We start from the raw sequence: 19,809 nt of genomic DNA, 5'->3' as shown, positions 1-19,809 counted from the left end.
CTCAAGCTGAGATGAGATCGTGATCCGATTCCATTTAATCGGATCGTGATCTCACCGATAGTCCATTGGCGGGCGCTCGCCCGCTGGCCGCGCCCCGAGGCCGAACCGGCTCCAAGCGCGGCAGAGAGGTGAGTGACGCCATGACGCGCTATGAAGACCTGCCCTACCGGGATTGCGTCGGCATGATGCTGATCAACAGGGACGGGCTGGTTTTCATAGGCCGCCGCGCCGGCGGCATCGAGCACGTCGACGAAACCCACGTCTGGCAGATGCCGCAGGGTGGCGTCGATCCCGGCGAGGACACCTGGGAGGCGGCCAAACGCGAGCTATACGAGGAAACGAGCGTCCGCTCGGTCGAAAAGCTCGCCGAAATCGGCGAATGGCTCACCTACGATATTCCGCGCACGGTCGCGGGCCGCGCCTGGAAGGGGCGCTATCGCGGCCAGCGCCAGAAGTGGTTCGCGATGCGTTTCACCGGCAAGGACAGCGAGATCAACGTCGAACATCCCGGAGACGGCCACAAGTCCGAGTTCGTGAACTGGCGTTGGGAACCGATGCGAAATCTTCCGCAACTGATCATTCCGTTCAAGCGCCCGGTCTACGAGCGCGTGGTGCAGGAATTTGCTTCGCTGGCGGAGACTGGCTAGGACTAGGACTTGCGGGTCATTCCGGAGTGCTCGCGGCAGCGAGCGCACTCTGATGTGCAGTTACACATCTGAAAATCTCAAGGTTCCGGGTTCGGTGCTTCCGCACCGCCCCCGGAATGACGACCGAGAGCTTACAGTGTCGACAGACAAAGCCTATCGTCCCAATGTCGGAATCGCCCTGTTCAATGCAGCCGGTCTCGTCCTGATCTGTCGCCGCTTTCGCGATGATGGACCTGAAATCATTGTTCCGGGCCTTGAGTGGCAGATGCCGCAGGGCGGCGTCGAGGAGGGCGAAGATCTGCGCGCGGCCGCTGCGCGCGAGCTGTGGGAAGAGACCGGCGTGACAAGCGCCCATTATCTCGGCGAGACCACCGACTGGCTCATTTACGAGTTTCCGCCCTATGATGGACCGCCGCATCGGCTCGGCAAGTTCCGCGGCCAGCGGCAAAAATGGTTCGCGCTGCGCTTTACCGGCGACGACGGCGATATCGATCCGCTGACGGTGCGCAATGGCCAGCCGGCTGAGTTCGATTCCTGGCGCTGGGAGCAACTGAAGCGTATCCCCGAGCTCGTCGTGCCCTTCCGGCGCAACGTCTATCGCGAAGTGGCGCGACAATTCGCGACATTCGCAGCGTAAGGAAAAAGCGCGTCCGTTTGTCGCTGAGGGCCGGGCTGTCGTCCTTCGAGGCTCGCTTTCGCGAGCACCTCAGGGCGACGGTCTAAGAAGGCTTTGGCCTAGAGAAGGACCTTAATGCATCGCGGTGGTGTTGAGCTCGTTCTGGATGCTCCGGAAGTGATCGAGCCGTTCGATCGCCTGGTCGAGCTCGGAGCCCTGCTTCTCCTTCAGCCCCTCTTCCATCTCCGCGATGGTCTCGGCAAAGCGCGCCCGGTCGAGTTCCTCCAGCGAGGTGGCGACATCGGCGAGCACGGTGAGGCCCCTTTCGGACATCTCGGCAAGACCACCAAGCACGATGATCTTCTGGTGCGCGGTCCCGGTCGTTACAGTGAGGATGCCCGGCCGGATCGCCGCGACCACCGGCGCATGTCCCGCAAGCACGCCGAAATCGCCCTCCGCGCCGGGGATGTCGACCTGATCAACCTCGCCCGAGAATGCAATCTTTTCCGGCGAGACAAGATCGAAGTGGAAGGTGGCCATGGTCTTTCCGCTCTCTTTCGATTGTCACCAGCGGGCTTGACCCGCAGGTCCATCAATCGAAAACGTTTCTCTGCAGATGGATTGCCGGGTCAGCTAGCTCAAAGACGCGCTTTGCGTTTCTGCCCGGCAATGATGAGCTCGAATCTTAGGCCGCCTCGGCAGCCAGCCTCTTGCCCTTCTCGACCGCCTCTTCGATGGTACCGACCATGTAGAAGGCGGCTTCCGGCAGGTGGTCGTATTTGCCCTCACACAGGCCGCGGAAGCCCTTGATGGTGTCGGCGAGCTCGACGAACTTGCCCGGCGATCCCGTGAAGACTTCGGCGACGTGGAACGGCTGCGACAGGAAGCGCTCGATCTTGCGGGCACGCGCCACCGTCAGCTTGTCCTCTTCCGACAATTCGTCCATGCCGAGAATGGCGATGATGTCCTGGAGCGACTTGTAGCGCTGCAGGATCTGCTGGACCATGCGCGCTGTCGTGTAGTGCTCCTCACCGACGACCAGCGGCGAGAGCATGCGCGAGGTGGAGTCGAGCGGGTCCACCGCCGGATAGATGCCCTTTTCCGAGATCGCGCGCGACAGCACCGTGGTGGCGTCCAAGTGCGCGAACGAGGTCGCCGGCGCCGGGTCGGTCAAGTCGTCGGCCGGCACGTAGATCGCCTGCACCGAAGTGATCGAGCCCTTGGTGGTCGTTGTGATGCGCTCCTGCAGCGCGCCCATGTCAGTTGCGAGCGTCGGCTGGTAGCCCACCGCGGAAGGAATGCGGCCGAGCAGCGCCGACACTTCCGAGCCGGCCTGGGTGAAGCGGAAGATGTTGTCGACGAAGAACAGCACGTCCTGGCCCTGGTCGCGGAAATATTCGGCGACCGTCAGCCCGGTGAGGCCGACGCGGGCGCGGGCGCCTGGCGGCTCGTTCATCTGGCCGTACACCAGCGCGCATTTCGATTTCACGTTCGGATCGGGATGACGCGGATCGGCGTTGACCTTCGATTCGATGAACTCGTGATAGAGATCGTTGCCTTCACGGGTCCGCTCGCCGACGCCGGCGAACACCGAGTAACCACCGTGCGCCTTGGCGACGTTGTTGATCAATTCCTGAATCAGCACGGTCTTGCCGACGCCGGCGCCGCCGAACAGGCCGATCTTGCCGCCCTTGGCGTAAGGCGCGAGCAGGTCCACGACCTTGATCCCGGTGACAAGAATTTCCGCTTCGGTGGACTGCTCGGTATATTCGGGCGCCGGCTGATGGATGCCCCGGAGCTCAGTGGCCTTGATCGGGCCAGCTTCATCGACGGGCTCGCCGACCACGTTCATGATGCGCCCGAGCGTGCCGTCGCCGACCGGCACGGCAATGGGGCGACCGGTATCGGTGACTTCCTGGCCACGGACCAGACCTTCGGTCGCATCCATCGCGATCGTGCGCACGGTGGACTCACCGAGATGCTGGGCGACTTCGAGCACGAGGCGGCTGCCCTGGTTCTGGGTTTCCAGCGAATTCAGAATCGCCGGCAGGTGACCTTCGAACTGCACGTCGACGACGGCGCCCATGACCTGCGTGATGCGACCGACCTGGTTGGCTGGTGTAGCCATTCAACTATCTCCTTCAAACCGAATCTTATAATTTGCGCATGATCTGTCGGAAAACCGGTTTCCACTTTTCCGGATCATGCGCGCTAGACCACGGTCAATTTGACCGGAATGTTGCCTTTGGTTGCCTTCGAATACGGGCAGATGGTGTGAGCTTCGTCGACCAGCGCCTGGACCTTGGCCTTGTCGGCGCCCGGAATGGAAACCTTCAATTCGACCGCAAGCGAAAAGCCGCCGTCGGTGTTCAAGGTGACGTCGGCCGTGACCTTGGCCGCCTGGCCGTCGACATCATGCTTGTTGGCAAGCACGAGGATCGCCTGGCCGAAGCAGGCGGAATAGCCGAGCGCGAATAGCTGCTCGGGATTGTGCCCGTCGCCGGTGCCGCCCAGTTCCTTCGGCAGCGCCATCGCCAGCGCCAATCCGCCGGAATCGAGCATGGAGCGGCCGTTGCGTCCGCCCTTGGTGGTAGCCGATGTGACGTATGCCATGCCGTGCTCCCTTGGTTAGTGCAGCCTGTTGTTAGACCGCCTCGGCGCCGGAGATGATCTCGATCAGCTCCTTGGTGATCATGGCCTGGCGCGTGCGGTTATAGATCAGCGTCTGTTTGCGGATCATCTCGCCCGCGTTGCGGGTGGCGTTGTCCATCGCAGTCATCTGCGCGCCGTAGAACGAGGCATTGTTCTCCAACAGCGCGCGGAAAACTTGCACGGCGAGATTGCGCGGCAAGAGGCGCGGCAGAATCTCGTCCTCCGCCGGCTCGTATTCATAGGCCGTTGCCGCCGCGCCGCCATTGGCCGGCGCCTCGATCACCAGCGGAATGATCTGCTGCGCGGTCGGAACCTGCGCGATCACCGACCTGAACCGCGAATAGAACAACGTGCAGACGTCGAACTCGCCAGCCTCGAAACGCGCGATCACCTTCCTGGCGATGTCGTCGGCATGGGAGAAGGCGAGCTGGCGCACGCTGCGCAAATCCATGTGCTCGACGATCTGCTTCTCGTATTGGCGGCGGAGCTGCTCATAACCCTTGCGGCCGACGCAGAAGAATTTGACCTCTTTGCCCTCGTTCATCAGCGCCTGCGCCCGCTCGCGCGCGAGCCGCACGATCGAGGAGTTGAAGGCGCCCGACAGACCGCGTTCGCCGGTGCACACCAAGAGCAGGTGCACCTGATCCCTGCCCGTGCCCGCGAGCAGCGGCGGCGCGCCGGGCGAGCCCGCCGCCGCGCTGGCGATATTGGCGATCACCGCCTCCATCTTTTCGGCATAGGGGCGCGCGGACTCGGCTGCGCTCTGGGCGCGCCGCAATTTCGACGCGGCAACCATCTGCATGGCCTTGGTGATCTTCTGCGTCGCCTTCGTGGAGGCGATGCGCACCCGCATGTCTTTCAGTGACGCCATTCTTCGTTCTCACCCCGCCGAACCCGTTCGCGCCCGGCCCGCTATTCTTTCCCGCGTCATGCCCGGCCTTGCACCGGGCATCCACGTCTTCTCTTTCGCCACGGCCGGCGGACCGTGGCTGGCCGGACCTTCGCCTCGCTGAATGGACCTTAGCCCCGCAGGCGCGACGAGCCCGGCCATGTCGGCGTCATGCGAACGATTTCGCGTAACCCTCCACCGCGGTCTTCAGCTTGGCCGCGCTCTCATCCGAGAGATCACGGGTGTCGCGGATGGTGTTGAGCAGGTCGGCATGCTTGCCGCGCAGGAGCGAGAGCAGGCCGTCCTCGAAGGAGCGCACCTTGTTGACCGGCAGCGGATCGAGATAGCCGTTGGTGCCGGCCCAGATCACGCAGACCTGCTCTTCCATCTTCAGCGGCGAGAATTGCGGCTGCTTGAGGAGTTCGGTCAGACGCGAGCCGCGGTTGAGCAGGCGCTGCGTCGTGGCGTCGAGGTCGCTGCCGAACTGCGCGAACGCCGCCATTTCGCGGTACTGCGCGAGCTCGCCCTTGATCTTGCCGGCGACCTTCTTCATCGCCTTGGTCTGCGCCGACGAACCGACGCGCGACACCGACAAACCGACGTTCACGGCGGGCCGGATGCCCTGGAAGAACAGATCAGTCTCCAGGAAGATCTGGCCGTCGGTGATCGAAATCACGTTGGTCGGAATGTAGGCCGAGACGTCGTTGGCCTGGGTTTCGATCACGGGCAGCGCAGTCAGCGAGCCCGCGCCCTTCTCGTCATTGAGCTTGGCGGCGCGCTCGAGCAGGCGCGAATGCAGATAGAACACGTCGCCCGGATAGGCTTCGCGGCCCGGCGGGCGGCGCAGCAAGAGCGACATCTGGCGATAAGCGACGGCCTGCTTTGACAAGTCGTCATAAATGATCACGGCATGCATGCCGTTGTCGCGGAAGTATTCACCCATTGTGCAGCCGGTGAACGGCGCGATGTACTGCATCGGCGCCGGATCGGAGGCGGTGGCCGCAACCACGATGGAATATTCCAGCGCGCCCTGCTCCTCCAGCACCTTCACGAACTGCGCGACGGTGGAGCGCTTCTGGCCGATCGCGACATAGACGCAGTAGAGCTTGATCTTCTCGTCGCCGGTCGCGTTCAGCGGCTTCTGGTTCAGGATGGCGTCGAGCGCGATCGCGGTCTTGCCGGTCTGGCGGTCGCCGATGATCAGCTCGCGCTGGCCGCGGCCGATCGGGATCAGGGCATCGATGGCCTTCAGGCCGGTCGCCATCGGCTCGTGCACCGACTTGCGCGGAATGATGCCGGGCGCCTTGACGTCGACGCGGCGGCGCTCGGTCGCTTGGATCGGCCCCTTGCCGTCGATCGGATTGCCGAGCGCGTCGACGACGCGGCCGAGCAGACCCTTACCGACCGGCGTGTCGACGATAGCGCGGGTGCGCTTCACCGTCTGGCCTTCCTTGATCTCGCGGTCGGCGCCGAAGATCACGATACCGACGTTGTCGTTTTCGAGATTGAGCGCCATGCCGCGAGTGCCGTTCTCAAACTCGACCATCTCGCCGGCCTGGACGTTGTCGAGGCCGTAGACGCGGGCGATACCGTCACCGACGGACAGCACCTGCCCGACTTCGGAAACCTCGGCTTCCTGGCCGAAATTCTTGATCTGATCTTTGAGGATCGCGGAAATTTCCGCGGCGCGGATGTCCATCAGCCTGCCTCTTTCATCGCGTGCTTAATCGAATTGAGTTTGGTGCGAAGCGAACTGTCGATCATGCGGCTGCCGAGCTTGACGACCAGGCCGCCGATGATCGCGGGATCGACTTTCACATTGAGGGCGACGTCCTTGCCGGTCACTGACTTCAGTGCCGATTTGAGCGCGTCGAGATTCTTTTCGCTCAGCGCCTCCGCTACCGTAACCTCGGCGCTGGCCTCACCCTTGAACTTGGCAACCAGCGCGCGGAAGGCGCGGATCACGTCGGCGACCGCGAACAGGCGGCGGTTGGTGGTGAGCACTTTGAGGAAATTGGCGGAGATGCCCGAAATGCCGGCCTGATTGAGCACGGCCGTGAGCGCCGAGAGCTGGACATCGGCCGAAAAGACCGGACTGCGCACGAGCCGCCTAAGGTCAGCACTCTGCTCGAGCATAGAGTTGAATTTGTCGAGATCGAGCAGGACTGTATCAATGGCCTTTTCATCGCGGGCCAATTCGAACAGGGCCGTTGCGTAACGGCCAGACACTCCCGAAACAGTCGGATCTTCAGCAGCCACAGACCTAGCTCTTTTAGCTGTCAAACTCGCAAGGGAAAAACCGTCGCCGCAAAACGCGGCGCCTAGCGATCCAAGCCCTTGGAATTCAAGCGGGACTTCGATTTTTTACCCGGCACGCGAGAGCACCGGGACCGTCAAAAATCGCGGCTTTGCTAACATAGCAGGGGCGCAGGTGCAACATGACTGGGCGGCCGCAAACGCGCTTGCTGCTCGTGCTTTAGCCGCAACTTCGCGGGCGAATTCTCTCACGCGAAATTTGGCAGATGCGCCGCCCTCGTCGGCCGCCCAAAATCAAAATGTCCGGGAGACATGACTCCCGTTTGTTCCTCAGCGCGGCGCATAGCCGCATGAGCTCAGCGCAAGGAACCGCCGCCGACGCTCGTTCGGCTTTAACTCGGCTTTTACTTGCCGCAGCGCGGCGATAACTCGCGACAACTGTATTCTCCAGTATTAGCAAGTATTGAAGAGGTTAATTGTTGGTTAACTGTCTATATTACGGAACCTTTGTTGATGATCTGAATCGGTCACGAGATATTTCAGGCTGAGATAAATCAGGTTTACTGCCCAATTCACGCCTCATTGACCCGTGAAACGGCGCCGTCTCCACAACGAGATGGGGGTACCACTTGCCACACGTGTGGCAATACTTCTGCTAAAGGGACTAATCTGAATGAAAGCACGGAATAAGTGGACGGCGGGGCGCATAACCCGCTCGCGGACGGCGCTTGCTGTCGTCGCTGCAACTCTTCTGGTCGGTGGAACCGCCACCGAGGCTTCGGCCAAATCCAGGCACCACTATCATCCTCGTCACCATCACACCCATCACGCCCTGAACATGTCGGGCAACTCCGCCCAGGAGTCCCGTGAGTCGATGACGCCGTCCTTCGGGGGTGGACGCGTGTTCACCGGCGTCGCGTCCTTCTACGGCAATGAGTCCGGCCGGCAGACCGCTTCCGGCCAGCGTTTTGACCAGAACGCGCTCACCTGTGCGCACCGCTCGCTGCCCTTCGGCACCAAGCTCCGCGTGACCCATGGCGGCCGCAGCGTCGTCGTCACCGTCAACGATCGTGGCCCGTTCGTTCGCGGCCGTATCCTCGACCTCTCGACCGCCGCAGCGCGCGCCGTCGGCCTGACCAGCGCCGGCGTCGGCCGCGTCACGGCCGAGGTCATCGGCTAAAAGCCGCGCAAGCTCCACCTCATTCAGCGCCATTGCGTACTGCGCCCTTAACAGGACGACAGAACTGGTAGCGCGCTGACACACGAAACCCGCCGTCGCCAATGACGGCGGGTTTTTACGTTTGGGTGTCCACACACAGCGTCATTCCGCGGGGCTCAAACGAACCGAATCCGGAATCTCGAGGTTCCCAGATGCACAATTGCGCATCTGAGGTTCGCCCGCTTCGCGCGCGCCCCGGAACGACGGTGCCTATAAGAAGCTCTGCGGATCGACGTCGACTTCGAGCTTGAGGTTGCCTGTGGTCTTGGGCGCGGCGCCCAGCCAATGCCGTAGATAATCCGAGAGATCGACATTGCGCGCCGACTTCAGCAGCAGGCGGAAACGGTAGCGTCCCTTGATCACCGCGAGCGGCGCCTCCGCCGGGCCGAGCAGCAGTACCCGTTCATCGCGCGGCGCGGCGGCCGCCAGTTTGCGCGCAAAGCCCTCGGCGGTCGGGCGATCGCCTCCCGAGATGATCAGGCTCGCAAGCCGGCCGAACGGCGGATAGAGCGTGCGCTCGCGCGCCTCGATTTCGCTGGCATAGAAGGCCTCGCGGTCGCAGGCGATCAGCGCCTTCATCACGGGATGCTCGGGCTGATGCGTCTGCAAGTAGCCGACGCCGCGGCCCTGGTCGCGCCCGGCACGGCCGATCACCTGGTTGAGCAATTGCCAGGTGCGCTCGGCGGCGCGCGGATCGCCATTGCCGAGACCAAGATCCGCATCGACCACGCCGACGAGATTGAGGCGCGGGAAATGATGGCCTTTCGCCACGAGCTGCGTGCCGATGATGATGTCGACGCGTCCTTCCGCGATCGCGTTGAGCTCGCTGCGCATGGTCTCGATCGAGGTGATCAGATCGCTCGACAGCACCATGGTGCGCGCATCGGGAAACAGGGATGCGGCCTCTTCCTGTAGCCGCTCGACACCGGGACCGATGGCAGCCAGCGATTCCTCCGCGGCGCAGTTCGGGCAGACGTGCGGGCGTGGCATCGAGAACCCGCAATGATGGCAGACGAGGCGCTGGCGAAAGCGGTGGTCGACCAGCCAGGCATCGCAGATGGTACAGGCGAAGCGGTGGCCGCAGGCGCGGCACAGCGTCAGCGGCGCATAGCCGCGGCGATTGAGGAACAAGAGCGCCTGTTCGCGCCGATCGATCGCATTCTGCACCTCTTGCGCCAGGCGCGGCGAGATGAAGCGACCGCGCTGCGGCGCTTCGCGTCGCAGGTCGATGGCCTCAATATGAGGCATGTGCGCCCCGCCGAAACGCTGCGGCAGCACCACGCGCTGGTAGCGGCCTTTGCGTGCGTTGACCTCGGTCTCGACCGAAGGCGTCGCCGACGCCAGCACGACCGGGATCTTGGCGATATGGCCACGTACCACCGCCATGTCGCGCGCATGATAATGCACGCCATCGTCCTGCTTGTAGGACTGGTCATGCTCCTCGTCGACCACGATCAGGCCGAGATCGGCATAGGGCAGAAATAGCGCCGAGCGCGCGCCGACCACGGCCGGCGCCTCGCCGCAAGCGATCGCCGCCCAATTGCGCTGCCTGGTGCGCGGGGTGAGCTCCGAATGCCACTCGATTGGCCGCACGCCAAAACGCTGCGCGAAGCGGTCGAGAAACTGGCCCGTGAGCGCGATCTCCGGCATCAGGATCAGCGATTGTTTTTTCCGGCGAATGACCTCGGCGACCGCCTCGAAATAGACTTCGGTCTTGCCAGACCCGGTGACGCCATCGAGCAGCGCGACGTGAAAGCTGCCGCTCGCGGCGAGCGCGCGCATGGTGTCGACCGCGGTGCGCTGCTGGCGCGAGAATTCAGGCTGCGCATGGGACGGATCGGGCGCGGGCGGCGGCGGCGCCGGCGGCAACGGCTCCGTGACCAGCGTGCCCTCATCCACCAGGCCGTCGATCACGCCGGTCGAGACGCCGGCCTCGTGCGCCGCCTCGCTCTTGCCGTGCAACAGGCCATCCGAAAGCACCGCGAGCAACCGCTTGCGCGCCGGCGTCAGCCGCTGTGGCGGCTGACCGACCAGCCGCACGCCGATGCGCACCCGCTCGGGTCCCAAATGCTCGCCCATCCGCAGGCACATGCGCAGCACCATGCCGCGCGAGGACAGCGTATAATTGGCGACCCAATCCACCAGCGAGCGCAGCTCCTGCTTGAGCGGCGGCACATCGAGCCTCTCGGCGACGTCCTTCAGGCGATTGTGCAGCCGCGGATCCGGATTGGCGTTTTCGCCCCAGACCACGGCGAGCACCTCGCGCGGACCGAGCGGCACGCCGACGACATCGCCAGCCTTCAGCTCCATGCCGCGCGGCACACGGTAGGAATAGGTCTGGTTCAAAGCGACCGGAACCAGCACATCGACGATGCGCGTCGATGTCGGGGAGGAAAAGCCGGTGCGGGGAGCGTGGTCCATCGGAAGAGGCAACTTAACGCCGGTTGGTTTTCTTAGCGAAGGCGAAAGGAAAGCGGTGCGATATAATCATGAGAATCACTGCGCCAATAGCCCATGGCCCGAACGCCACCTGCCACTGAGCCGATCGAGCTCGACTGTGCCGACGAGACCATCGCGCTGGAAATGGCGCGCTGGCTGTCGCATCTGCGCGCCGAGCGCAGGTTATCGCCGAAGACGCTGGAAGCCTATGGCCGCGACGTCCGCCAATGCCTCGCGTTTCTCTGTGAACATTGGGGCACGCGGGTGACGCTCACGCGCTTTGCGGTGATCGAGGCGACCGACGTGCGGGCCTTCATGGCGATGCGGCGAGCGGACGACATCGCCAGCCGCTCGCTGATGCGTGCCCTGGCGGGACTGCGCTCGTTCGGCCGTTTTCTCGAGCGCGAAGGCAAGGGCAAGCTCGGCGCATTGTCGGCGATCCGTGCGCCGAAAGTCGGCAAGAGCCTGCCGAAGCCGATCCACATCGCCGGCGCCAAGCGCCTGACCGATGCGGATGAGCGCGCGGGCGAGGAGCGCGAAACCTGGGTCCTGGTGCGCGACGCCGCCGTGATGGCGCTGCTCTACGGATCCGGCTTGCGTATTTCCGAAGCGCTGTCGTTGAAGCGGCGCGACGTGCCGCAGCCCGGCACGGGCGACGTTTTGACAGTCACCGGCAAGGGCAACAAGACGCGCATGGTCCCAGTGCTGCAGAATGTGCTGCAGTTGATCGCGGACTATGTCGCGATCTGCCCGCATGCGCTACCCGCGGAAGGGCCGATCTTCGTCGGCGCGCGCGGCGGGCCGCTCAATCCGCGCATCATTCAGCTCACCATGGCGCGACTGCGGGGCGCGCTCGGCCTACCCGACAGCGCGACCCCGCACGCGCTGCGGCATTCCTTTGCGACGCATCTACTATCACGCGGCGGCGACTTACGCGCGATCCAGGAATTGCTCGGCCATTCCTCGCTCTCGACCACGCAAATTTATACCGGCATCGATAGCGAGCGTTTGCTCGAAGTCTACCGCAGCGCGCATCCCCGTAGCTAAACGGCGCGTTCATCAAGCTGACACGCACCTGTCACGGGCAAGCGCGCCCAGTGCCCTCTTGCGCCGGCAGCGTGGTTCCGGCATTCGTGTTGCTCGTCCTATCCGGAGGGGAATCATGAGCGCGCACGAGAGCATGGAGCACGCCGAACACGCCGAGCACGCAGCCGGCGAAAACAAGAAGATCGCACTGCTGATCGCGATCATTGCGCTGTGCCTTGCACTAGCGGAGACGCTGGGCAAAGGCGCGCAGACAGAAGCCATAAGCAAGAACGTCGAGGCCTCCAATCTGTGGGCGTTTTTCCAGGCCAAGACGATTCGCCGCACCGTGGTTCAGACAGCCGCGGAGCAAACCAAGCTCGGGCTGGGCAGCGTAGCGGATGGCGCCGCCAACGCTGCGGCACAAAAGCAGATCGAGGACTGGCAGAAGACCGCGGCGCGGTACCGCTCCGAGCCGGAGACCGGCGAAGGGACCGAACAGCTATCGGAGCGCGCCAAGCACGCCGAAGAAGAGCGAAATCTCGCGACCGCCAAGTACCACCATTTCGAGCTCGGCTCCGCCGCCTTCCAGATCGCGATCGTGCTGGCATCCGCCACCATCATCACCGGCATCCTAGCGCTGGCCTGGGTCTCGGGTCTCTTGGCCGTCGTGGGAATCGCAATCACGGCGCTCGGCGTGTTCGAGCCGCATCTCTTGCCGCTGCATTGAGCCAAAGACTCGCTGTGTCACAGTCACACCGAGGAGCGCGTCTCGAAGTGCGACGGCCCGACTGCGACAACGGGTCGTTCATTCTTCAAGGCTCGCTTGCGCTTCCAGCGACAAACGGCTGAGCCGTTTGCGCGGGGATAACGGATCCGCTACCGCGCCTCGTGGACGCTCTTTCGGAAGCGCAGAATGAGCCGCAGCATTCGCGCCGTCCAGCGATCGCTATCGCCGCGTAAGACTGCGAGAATCTTCGCCTTCACCGGATCGACCAGCTCCTTACACTTGGCACGCAGCGCCAGCACGAACTGGTAGAGCTTTTCGAACCAGGCCATCTCCAAAAGCTTCGGCCGCGTCACGTCGAATATGAAAGCCGTGATACCGACGCCAAGGAATTTCGCGAACAGAATGGTCGTGAACGCGCTCATCCAATACTGATGCATGAGCAGCCACACCCCGATCATCTTCAGCGGAAACAGTGGGATCACCGGCACGACGAAGACGATCAGCGTCATCGCCGGCGACAGCGTATCGACGCGGTCGGTGAGCCATTGCTTGAAGGCGCTGAGCGGGATGGCGGCGACGATCCGGGCGACGATGGGTTCGAGATGATCCCACAGCCAGGCTTCGATCAAAAAGATGATCGCCAGCAGAATCCAGATGGGTTGCAGAAGGCGGCGCAGCATTCAATTCGTCCCGCCCGCTTCGCATCCGGGGCGTGAGCTACATATGGATGGCCCGTTTGCCGACCGCAAGCGCGGCTTCCTTGATGGCTTCTGAGCGGGTTGGATGCGCATGACAGGTGCGGGCGAGATCTTCTGCAGAGCCACCAAACTCCATCAATACGGCCGCTTCATGGATCATTTCGCCCGCTTCGCGGCCAACAATATGCACACCAAGGACACGATCGGTCTTCGCATCTGCGAGAATCTTTACAAAACCGTCCGTGGTCTGGTTGACTTTGGAGCGGCCATTGGCGGTGAACGGGAATTTACCGACGGTGTAAGCGATGCCGGCCTGCTTCAGCTCTTCCTCGGTCTTGCCAACGGCCGAGACTTCCGGCGTTGTATACACAACCCCGGGTATCACATCGTAATTCACATGACCGGCTTGGCCCGCGATGATTTCGGCAACGGCAACGCCTTCATCTTCGGCCTTGTGCGCGAGCATCGGACCCGCGACCACGTCGCCGATGGCGTAGACGCCTTTCAGCGTGGTTGCAAAATGCGGATCGATCTGCACGCGGCCACGATTGTCTAGGGCAACACCGGCCTCCTTGAGGCCGAGGCCTTGCGTGTAGGGCACACGGCCGATCGCGACCAGCACGACGTCGGCCTCCAGGCTCTCCGCGGGTCCGCCCGCTGCCGGCTCGACCTTCACCGCCAGGGTCTTGCCCGAGGTATCAACGCCCGTGACCTTGGAAGACAGCTTGAACACAAAGCCTTGCTTTTCCAGGATGCGCTGGAATTGCTTACAGATCTCGCCGTCCATCCCTGGCAAGATACGGTCCAGGAATTCAACAACCATGACGTCGGCGCCCAGCCGGCGCCACACCGAGCCGAGCTCAAGTCCGATCACGCCGGCACCGACGACCAGCATTTTCTCCGGCACCTTCGGCAGCGACAGCGCGCCGGTCGAGGAGACGATGCGCTTCTCATCGATCTCAATGCCCTTCAGCGGCGCGACATCAGAGCCGGTGGCGATCACGATGTTCTTGGTCTCGATAGCTTGCGCCTTGCCATCGAGGGAAACTTCGACTTTGCCGCTGCCGAGGATCTTGCCGACACCGCGGATGACGTCGATCTTGTTCTTCTTCATCAGGAACTCGACGCCCTTGACGTTGCCGTCGATGCCCTGCTGCTTGAAATTCATCATCGCGGGCAGATCGAGCTTCGGCGCGGAGACGGCAACGCCCATTTTCGCGAAGGAATGCCCGGCTTCCTCGAACATCTCCGAAGCATGCAGGAGCGCCTTCGACGGCATGCAGCCGATGTTGAGACAGGTGCCGCCCAGCGTCGCATTCTTCTCAACGACGGCGACTTTCATACCGAGCTGTGCCGCGCGGATGGCACACACATATCCGCCAGGACCGGTGCCAATGACAACGAGATCGTAAGTGGGCATGATTGAAGTCCTGTATGCTTAAAGAATGTGACTGCCGTTAACGCCCGCCCGAGACATCAAGGATGGCGCTGGTCACGTAGGAGGCGTCGTCCGACATCAGCCAGAGGATCGCATTGGCGATTTCATCTGCCGTGCCGACGCGCTTCATCGGCACGTGAGCCGCGAGCCGATGGGCACGGTCGGGCTCGCCGCCGGAGGCGTGGATTTCGGTGTCGATCAGACCGGGTCTGATCGCGGCGACGCGAATACCTTCGCCGGCGACTTCGTAACCGAGCCCCAGCGTGAAAGTGTCGATCGCGCCTTTGGAAGCCGCGTAATCGACATAGGTGTTGGGGGAGCCGAGCTTGGCCGCCGCCGACGACAAGTTGACGATGACGCCGCCCTTGCCGCCATGTCGCGTCGACATCCGCTTCACGGCCTCGCGCGCGCACAGGATGCTGCCGGTGACGTTGACCGCCATCATGCGCTGGATGCGCTCCGCCGACATCTCATCGACCCGCGACGTCGGCCCGACGATGCCGGCATTGTTCACCAGCGCCCCGAGCGTGCCGAGCTTGTCGGCCGCCTTGAACAACGCAAGAATGTCGCGCTCCTCGCCGACGTCGCATTTCACCGCGATCGCCTTGCCGTCCTTCGCTTCGATTGCGTCGACCACGCTGGTGGCCGCGGTCTGATTGCTGGCATAGCCGATGCAGACGCGGTAGCCGCGCGTGGCGGCGGCAAGCGCGGTGGCGCGGCCGATGCCGCGGCTGCCGCCAGTGATGATGACGACTTGGTCGGTCAATGTCGTTCCCCTATGATCGGGCGCGCATGGCCTGGATCAGAGATCGAGTACCAGGCGCGCGGGGTCCTCCAGGCTTTCCTTGACGCGCACCAGGAAGGTCACGGCTTCCTTGCCGTCGATGACACGGTGATCATAGGACAGCGCCAGATACATCATCGGGCGAATCTCGATCTTGCCGCCGATCACCATCGGCCGCTCCTGGATCTTGTGCATGCCCAGAATGCCGGATTGCGGCGCGTTCAGGATCGGCGTCGACATCAGCGAGCCGTAGATGCCGCCATTGGTGATGGTGAAAGTGCCGCCCTGCATCTCCTCGATCTTGAGCTGGCCGTCGCGAGCCCTACGACCGTAATCGGCGATTCCCTTCTCGATTTCGGCGATCGACTTCTGGTCGCAATCGTGCACGACAGGCACCACCAGGCCGCGATCGGTGCCGACCGCGATGCCGATGTGGTAGTAGTTCTTGTAGATGAGATCGGTGCCGTCGATCTCGGCGTTGACGGCCGGAATATCCTTCAGCGCCTGCACGCAGGCCTTGGTGAAGAAGCCCATGAAGCCGAGCTTCACGCCGTGCTTCTTCTCGAACACGTCCTTGTACTGCGCGCGCATCGCCATCACGTGGCTCATATCGACCTCGTTGAAGGTCGTCAGCATTGCCGCCGTGTTCTGCACGTCCTTCAGACGCCGCGCGATCGTCTGGCGCAGCCGCGTCATCCGCACGCGTTCCTCGCGCGCCGCATCGTCGGGCGGGGACGGCGCGCGCACCTGCACCGCGGCCGCCGGTTGGCTGATTGGCATCGGCGCCGAGGCCGCGCGCTCGATCGCAGCCAGCATGTCGCCCTTGGTAACGCGACCGTCCTTGCCGGAGCCCGGCACGGTGGACGCATCGACGCCGCTTTCGGCCGAGAGTTTTCGCACCGAAGGCGCAAGCGGAATGTCTGACGGCGCCGCCTTTGGTGCGGCGGCCGGAGCGGGCGCCGCCTGTGGCGCAGGCGCGGCCGGCTTGGCGGCAGCGGGAGCAGTGGCGGCAGGCGCAGCCGCGGGCTTGGCCGCAGCGGCCGCGCCATCATTGATCTGGCCAAGCAACGCGCCGACAGCGACCGTCTCACCGTCCTTGGCGATGATCTCGCCAAGCGTGCCGGCGGAAGGTGCCGGCACCTCGATGGTCACCTTGTCGGTCTCGAGCTCGACCAAGGGCTCGTCAACGGCAACCGGATCGCCGGCCTTCTTGAACCAGCGGCCAATGGTGGCCTCCGTGACGGATTCGCCGAGCGTCGGAACGCGAATTTCGGTCATGATGCTTTTCCTCGAAAAACCTGTGCGTCAAAAGCGTGGCTGTCATCCTCCGCGAAAGCGGAGGATCCAGTAACCCAAGCCGGCGAGACTCAAACGGCGCTGGCGCGGGCTGCTGGATGCCCCGCTTTCGCGGGGCATGACGGGTGGGTGGATTGCGGTTAGTTCAGCGCGTCGTCCAGCAGTGCCTTGAGCTGGGCGAGGTGCTTCGACATCAAACCGGTCGCGGTCGCCGCCGCCGCGGCGCGGCCGGCGTAACGCGGGCGGCGATGCGTGGCGCCAACCTGGTTCAGCACCCACTCCAGATACGGCTCGATGAAGTGCCACGCGCCCATGTTGCGCGGCTCTTCCTGGCACCAGACCATCTCGGCGCCCTTGAAGCGGGCGAGCTCCATCACCAGCGCCTTCAGCGGCACCGGATAGAGCTGCTCGATGCGCATCAGGTAGATGTCGTCGATGCCGCGCTTCTCGCGCTCTTCGTAAAGATCGTAATAGACCTTGCCCGAGCACAGGATCACGCGACGGATCTTGTCATCCGGCACCAGCTTGATCTTCTCATCGGGCTGCATCTGCGCGTCATCGTAGAGGATGCGGTGGAAGGTCGTGCCCTTTGCCAGCTCCTCGAGCCTTGACACCGCACGCTTGTGGCGCAAGAGCGACTTCGGCGTCATCAGGATCAAGGGCTTCCTGATCTCGCGATGCAGCTGCCGCCGCAGCACGTGGAAGTAATTGGCGGGCGTGGTCGGATAGGCCACCTGCATGTTGTCTTCGGCGCACATCTGCAAGTACCGCTCGAGCCGGGCCGACGAGTGTTCCGGTCCCTGGCCCTCATAACCATGCGGCAGCATGCAGACGAGGCCGGACATACGCAGCCATTTGCGTTCGCCAGAGGAGATGAACTGGTCGAACACGACCTGCGCGCCATTGGCGAAATCGCCGAACTGCGCCTCCCATACCGCGAGCGCATTCGGCTCGGCGAGCGAGTAGCCATATTCGAAGCCGAGCACGGCTTCTTCCGACAACAGCGAGTTGATGACCTCGTAATGGCCCTGCTCGCCACCGAGATGATTGAACGGCGTGTAGCGGCTCTCGTCTTCCTGATCGATCAGGACCGAATGGCGCTGCGAGAAGGTGCCGCGTTCGGAATCCTGCCCGGAGAGCCGCACGTGATAGCCTTCCTGCAGGAGCGTGCAGAAAGCCAAAGCCTCGCCGGTTGCCCAGTCGATGCCGACGCCGCTCTCAATCGCCTTGGCACGGTTGTCGAGGAAGCGCTGGATGGTGCGGTGAACCCGGAAGCCATCCGGCACCTTGGTGATCTTGCGGCCGATATCCTTGAGCGTCGCGATCTCGACGCCGGTGACGCCGCGGCGGGCATCCTCTTCCTGGTCGGCGATCTTGAAGCCGGCCCATTTGCCGTCCAGCCAATCGGCTTTGTTCGGCTTATAGCCGGCACCCGCCTCGAACTCGGCATCAAGCCGCGCGCGCCAGTCCGCCTTGGCTTTCTCGACTTCGCCTTCGGTGACCACGCCATCGGCAATCAGGCGCTTGGCATAGATCTCCAGCGTGGAGGGGTGCGAGGCGATCCGCTTGTACATCACCGGCTGGGTGAAGCCCGGCTCGTCGCCCTCGTTGTGACCGTGGCGGCGATAACACCACATGTCGATTACGACAGGCTTGTGGAATTTCTGCCGGAACTCAATCGCGACCTTGGCGGCGAACACCACCGCTTCCGGATCATCGCCATTCACATGGAAGATCGGCGCGTCGATCATCTTCGCCACATCGGACGGATAGGGCGAGGAGCGCGAGTAACGCGGATAGGTGGTGAAGCCGATCTGGTTGTTGACGATGAAATGCAGGGAACCGCCGGTGCGGTAACCCTTCAGGTCCGACAGGCTGAAGCATTCGGCCACCACGCCCTGGCCGGCGAACGCCGCGTCGCCATGCATCAGGAGCGGCAGCACCGAAATGCGCATATCGGGCGGATCGCCATGCTGATCCTGCTTGGCACGCACCTTGCCGAGCACCACGGGATCGACAATTTCAAGATGCGAGGGATTCGCGGTCAGCGACAGATGGATGCGGTTGCCGTCGAACTCGCGATCGGACGAAGCACCGAGGTGGTACTTCACGTCGCCCGAACCTTCGACGTCGTCAGGGTTCGCCGAGCCGCCCTTGAACTCGTGGAACAGCGCGCGGTGCGGCTTGCCCATGACTTGGGTGAGCACGTTGAGACGGCCGCGATGCGGCATGCCCACAACGATCTCCTTCACGCCGAGATTGCCGCCGCGCTTGATGATCTGCTCGAGCGCCGGGATCAGTGATTCGCCGCCGTCCAACCCGAAGCGCTTGGTTCCCGTGAACTTGACGTCGCAGAACTTTTCGAAGCCTTCGGTCTCGATCAGCTTGTTCAGAATGGCCCTGCGGCCCTCGCGGGTGAAACTGATCTCCTTGTCCGGGCCTTCGATGCGCTCCTGGATCCAGGCCTTCTGCGCCGCATTGGAAATGTGCATGAACTCGACGCCGAGCGTCTGGCAGTAGGTGCGCTCGCAGATCGTCACGATCTCGCGCAACGTGCCGTATTCGAGGCCCAGCACATGATCGAGGAAGATCTTGCGATCGAAATCGGCCTCCTCGAAACCGTAGGTGCGCGGGTCGAGCTCTTCACGGCTCGGATGCTGCTCGATCCCGAGCGGATCGAGATTGGCGTGGAAATGACCGCGCATGCGGTAAGCGCGGATGAGCATCAAGGCCCGCACTGAATCGCGCGTCGCCTGGTGCAGCTCGGCGGCGGTGATCTCGGCGCCCTTGGCCTGCGCCTTGGCGGCGATCTTCTGGCCGACCGCCTTCTCGACGGTGGCCCAGTTGCCGTCGAGCGCGCTCGTCAGCTCGTCCTGGGGGGTCAGCGGCCAGTTGTCGCGGCTCCAGGAGGGACCTTCGACGTTCTTGATGACGTCCGCCGGCTGGTCCTTCAGGCTCTTGAAAAACTCCTGCCACTCCCTGTCGACCGAGGCCGGGTCTTTCTCGTAACGGGCGTAGATGTCGTCGATGTAGGTGGCGTTGGTGCCCTGCAGAAATGAAGAGAGGGCAAAGGCGGCGTTCGCGTCTTGGCGAGACATGATCGAGTCCTGGTGATTTACTTC

17 protein-coding genes are annotated in these 19,809 nt (G+C 63.3%); 5 read left to right on the top strand and 12 right to left on the bottom strand.

The window, feature by feature from the left end; all coding sequences use genetic code 11:
• The first annotated feature begins 140 nt into the window (after nucleotides 1-140).
• Both F758_RS0130435 and F758_RS0130430 read left to right on the top strand, forming a co-directional pair.
• Entirely contained in the window at nucleotides 141-647 is a 507-nt protein-coding gene (locus tag F758_RS0130435) for an RNA pyrophosphohydrolase (protein WP_024511446.1), read from the top strand.
• Between the two features lie 136 nt (nucleotides 648-783).
• Entirely contained in the window at nucleotides 784-1,284 is a 501-nt protein-coding gene (locus F758_RS0130430) for an RNA pyrophosphohydrolase (RefSeq protein WP_024511445.1), read from the top strand.
• 111 nt (nucleotides 1,285-1,395) lie between these two features.
• Here the strand turns inward: F758_RS0130430 and F758_RS0130425 are convergent, their stop codons facing one another.
• The 6 genes from F758_RS0130425 to F758_RS0130400 all read right to left on the bottom strand — a co-directional run bounded on the left by F758_RS0130425 (nucleotide 1,396) and on the right by F758_RS0130400 (nucleotide 7,063).
• Nucleotides 1,396-1,803 (bottom strand): F0F1 ATP synthase subunit epsilon, encoded by a 408-nt coding sequence (locus F758_RS0130425; RefSeq protein WP_024511444.1) that lies wholly within the window; start codon nucleotides 1,801-1,803, stop codon nucleotides 1,396-1,398.
• A 145-nt stretch (nucleotides 1,804-1,948) separates the two neighbouring features.
• Complete coding sequence (gene atpD, locus F758_RS0130420; RefSeq protein WP_024511443.1) at nucleotides 1,949-3,391, bottom strand: F0F1 ATP synthase subunit beta; 1,443 nt, start codon at nucleotides 3,389-3,391, stop codon at nucleotides 1,949-1,951.
• Nucleotides 3,392-3,474: 83 nt separating this feature from the next.
• Nucleotides 3,475-3,876 (bottom strand): organic hydroperoxide resistance protein, encoded by a 402-nt coding sequence (locus tag F758_RS0130415; RefSeq protein WP_024511442.1) that lies wholly within the window; start codon nucleotides 3,874-3,876, stop codon nucleotides 3,475-3,477.
• A gap of 31 nt (nucleotides 3,877-3,907) precedes the next feature.
• Entirely contained in the window at nucleotides 3,908-4,786 is an 879-nt protein-coding gene (locus F758_RS0130410) for a F0F1 ATP synthase subunit gamma (protein ID WP_024511441.1), read from the bottom strand.
• Between the two features lie 187 nt (nucleotides 4,787-4,973).
• Nucleotides 4,974-6,503 (bottom strand): F0F1 ATP synthase subunit alpha, encoded by a 1,530-nt coding sequence (gene atpA, locus F758_RS0130405; protein WP_024511440.1) that lies wholly within the window; start codon nucleotides 6,501-6,503, stop codon nucleotides 4,974-4,976.
• Nucleotides 6,503-7,063: a F0F1 ATP synthase subunit delta gene (locus tag F758_RS0130400; RefSeq protein ID WP_024511439.1), complete on the bottom strand. Its 561-nt coding sequence runs from the start codon at nucleotides 7,061-7,063 to the stop codon at nucleotides 6,503-6,505. Before F758_RS0130400 ends, atpA begins: the two co-directional genes overlap by 1 nt.
• Before the next feature lie 670 nt (nucleotides 7,064-7,733).
• Here F758_RS0130400 and F758_RS44755 point away from each other — a divergent pair.
• Nucleotides 7,734-8,240: a septal ring lytic transglycosylase RlpA family protein gene (locus F758_RS44755; RefSeq protein ID WP_035723539.1), complete on the top strand. Its 507-nt coding sequence runs from the start codon at nucleotides 7,734-7,736 to the stop codon at nucleotides 8,238-8,240.
• Nucleotides 8,241-8,489: 249 nt separating this feature from the next.
• Here the strand turns inward: F758_RS44755 and F758_RS0130390 are convergent, their stop codons facing one another.
• Nucleotides 8,490-10,700 carry a primosomal protein N' gene (locus F758_RS0130390; RefSeq protein ID WP_024511438.1) on the bottom strand — a complete coding sequence of 737 codons (2,211 nt, stop codon included), beginning with the start codon at nucleotides 10,698-10,700 and terminating at the stop codon, nucleotides 8,490-8,492.
• A 93-nt stretch (nucleotides 10,701-10,793) separates the two neighbouring features.
• Between F758_RS0130390 and F758_RS0130385 the strand changes: the two genes are divergently transcribed.
• Both F758_RS0130385 and F758_RS0130380 read left to right on the top strand, forming a co-directional pair.
• Complete coding sequence (locus F758_RS0130385) at nucleotides 10,794-11,765, top strand: tyrosine recombinase XerC (protein WP_024511437.1); 972 nt, start codon at nucleotides 10,794-10,796, stop codon at nucleotides 11,763-11,765.
• A gap of 115 nt (nucleotides 11,766-11,880) precedes the next feature.
• The gene (locus F758_RS0130380) at nucleotides 11,881-12,471 is read left to right on the top strand and encodes a DUF4337 domain-containing protein (RefSeq protein ID WP_024511436.1); all 591 of its coding nucleotides are present in this window, start codon (nucleotides 11,881-11,883) and stop codon (nucleotides 12,469-12,471) included.
• 149 nt (nucleotides 12,472-12,620) lie between these two features.
• Here F758_RS0130380 and F758_RS0130375 read toward each other — a convergent pair whose 3' ends face one another.
• The 5 genes from F758_RS0130375 to F758_RS0130355 all read right to left on the bottom strand — a co-directional run bounded on the left by F758_RS0130375 (nucleotide 12,621) and on the right by F758_RS0130355 (nucleotide 19,785).
• Nucleotides 12,621-13,151: a hypothetical protein gene (locus tag F758_RS0130375; protein ID WP_024511435.1), complete on the bottom strand. Its 531-nt coding sequence runs from the start codon at nucleotides 13,149-13,151 to the stop codon at nucleotides 12,621-12,623.
• A gap of 37 nt (nucleotides 13,152-13,188) precedes the next feature.
• Nucleotides 13,189-14,589 carry a dihydrolipoyl dehydrogenase gene (gene lpdA, locus F758_RS0130370; RefSeq protein ID WP_024511434.1) on the bottom strand — a complete coding sequence of 467 codons (1,401 nt, stop codon included), beginning with the start codon at nucleotides 14,587-14,589 and terminating at the stop codon, nucleotides 13,189-13,191.
• A gap of 37 nt (nucleotides 14,590-14,626) precedes the next feature.
• A complete protein-coding gene (locus tag F758_RS0130365; protein ID WP_024511433.1) occupies nucleotides 14,627-15,373 on the bottom strand; it encodes an SDR family oxidoreductase in 747 nt (248 codons plus the stop codon).
• 36 nt (nucleotides 15,374-15,409) lie between these two features.
• Complete coding sequence (odhB, locus tag F758_RS0130360; RefSeq protein WP_024511432.1) at nucleotides 15,410-16,669, bottom strand: 2-oxoglutarate dehydrogenase complex dihydrolipoyllysine-residue succinyltransferase; 1,260 nt, start codon at nucleotides 16,667-16,669, stop codon at nucleotides 15,410-15,412.
• 158 nt (nucleotides 16,670-16,827) lie between these two features.
• Complete coding sequence (locus tag F758_RS0130355; protein ID WP_024511431.1) at nucleotides 16,828-19,785, bottom strand: 2-oxoglutarate dehydrogenase E1 component; 2,958 nt, start codon at nucleotides 19,783-19,785, stop codon at nucleotides 16,828-16,830.
• Between the last annotated feature and the right edge of the window lie 24 nt (nucleotides 19,786-19,809).

Origin of the sequence: Bradyrhizobium sp. ARR65, assembly GCF_000472385.1 — a bacterium.
GTDB lineage: Bacteria > Pseudomonadota > Alphaproteobacteria > Rhizobiales > Xanthobacteraceae > Bradyrhizobium.
Note: the sequence above shows the minus strand (reverse complement) of the source record. Positions and strands in the feature narration are given on the sequence as shown.

What these genes read in the sequence shown, in the direction of transcription:
- F758_RS0130425 (WP_024511444.1), bottom strand. Translation starts at nt 1,803, where the DNA reads ATGGCCACCTTCCACTTCGATCTTGTCTCGCCGGAAAAGATTGCATTC.
- F758_RS0130380 (WP_024511436.1), top strand. Translation starts at nt 11,881, where the DNA reads ATGAGCGCGCACGAGAGCATGGAGCACGCCGAACACGCCGAGCACGCA.
- F758_RS0130410 (WP_024511441.1), bottom strand. Translation starts at nt 4,786, where the DNA reads ATGGCGTCACTGAAAGACATGCGGGTGCGCATCGCCTCCACGAAGGCG.
- atpD (WP_024511443.1), bottom strand. Translation starts at nt 3,391, where the DNA reads ATGGCTACACCAGCCAACCAGGTCGGTCGCATCACGCAGGTCATGGGC.
- F758_RS0130415 (WP_024511442.1), bottom strand. Translation starts at nt 3,876, where the DNA reads ATGGCATACGTCACATCGGCTACCACCAAGGGCGGACGCAACGGCCGC.
- atpA (WP_024511440.1), bottom strand. Translation starts at nt 6,503, where the DNA reads ATGGACATCCGCGCCGCGGAAATTTCCGCGATCCTCAAAGATCAGATC.
- F758_RS0130435 (WP_024511446.1), top strand. Translation starts at nt 141, where the DNA reads ATGACGCGCTATGAAGACCTGCCCTACCGGGATTGCGTCGGCATGATG.
- F758_RS44755 (WP_035723539.1), top strand. Translation starts at nt 7,734, where the DNA reads ATGAAAGCACGGAATAAGTGGACGGCGGGGCGCATAACCCGCTCGCGG.
- F758_RS0130355 (WP_024511431.1), bottom strand. Translation starts at nt 19,785, where the DNA reads ATGTCTCGCCAAGACGCGAACGCCGCCTTTGCCCTCTCTTCATTTCTG.
- F758_RS0130385 (WP_024511437.1), top strand. Translation starts at nt 10,794, where the DNA reads ATGGCCCGAACGCCACCTGCCACTGAGCCGATCGAGCTCGACTGTGCC.
- lpdA (WP_024511434.1), bottom strand. Translation starts at nt 14,589, where the DNA reads ATGCCCACTTACGATCTCGTTGTCATTGGCACCGGTCCTGGCGGATAT.
- odhB (WP_024511432.1), bottom strand. Translation starts at nt 16,669, where the DNA reads ATGACCGAAATTCGCGTTCCGACGCTCGGCGAATCCGTCACGGAGGCC.
- F758_RS0130390 (WP_024511438.1), bottom strand. Translation starts at nt 10,700, where the DNA reads ATGGACCACGCTCCCCGCACCGGCTTTTCCTCCCCGACATCGACGCGC.
- F758_RS0130375 (WP_024511435.1), bottom strand. Translation starts at nt 13,151, where the DNA reads ATGCTGCGCCGCCTTCTGCAACCCATCTGGATTCTGCTGGCGATCATC.